The 539-nt window shown below is 70.1% G+C and carries 1 pseudogene; it reads left to right on the top strand.

Annotated elements, in window-relative coordinates:
- A pseudogene (locus JCM9942_RS17830) lies at positions 1–539 on the top strand (NAD-binding protein); the annotation flags it as partial.

The raw sequence follows: 539 nt of genomic DNA, 5'->3' as shown, positions 1-539 counted from the left end.
GCGCAGCGGCCGCAGGTGCTGATCGCCGGCATGGGCCGGTTCGGCCAGATCGTCGGCCGCGTGCTGACCGCCCAGCGCATTCCGTTCGTCGCGCTGGAATCGGACCCGGAAACGGTCGAGGACCTGCGCCGCTTCGGCAACAAGCTCTATTACGGCGACCCGACCCGCCCGGATCTGCTGCGGGCGGCCGGTGCCGAGCACATCCGCGTGTTCGTGATGGCCATGGACAACCCGGAAACCAATCTGCGCGCGGTACGGCTGGTACGGCGCCTGTATCCACACGCCACCGTGCTGGCACGCGCGCGCAACCGCCAGCACGCATGGAAGCTGCTGGACATGTCGGCCGAACCGTTCCGCGAAGTGCTCGGCTCCAGCCTGGAAGCCAGCGAGCGGGTGCTGACCGCGCTGGGCATCGCCACGGCGGTGGCGCAGGACCATGTGCAGCGTTTCCGCGAGCACGATGCGCAGCTGGCTCCGGGCCCAGCACCTGGTCTATGACGACGAGGCGGCGGTGATGCCAGACCTCGCGCGCGCGCGCG

Origin of the sequence: Stenotrophomonas pictorum JCM 9942 (assembly GCF_001310775.1) — a bacterium.
In the GTDB taxonomy this organism is placed as follows: Bacteria; Pseudomonadota; Gammaproteobacteria; order Xanthomonadales; family Xanthomonadaceae; genus Stenotrophomonas; species Stenotrophomonas pictorum.
This window is presented reverse-complemented; position numbering and strand designations above follow the sequence as displayed.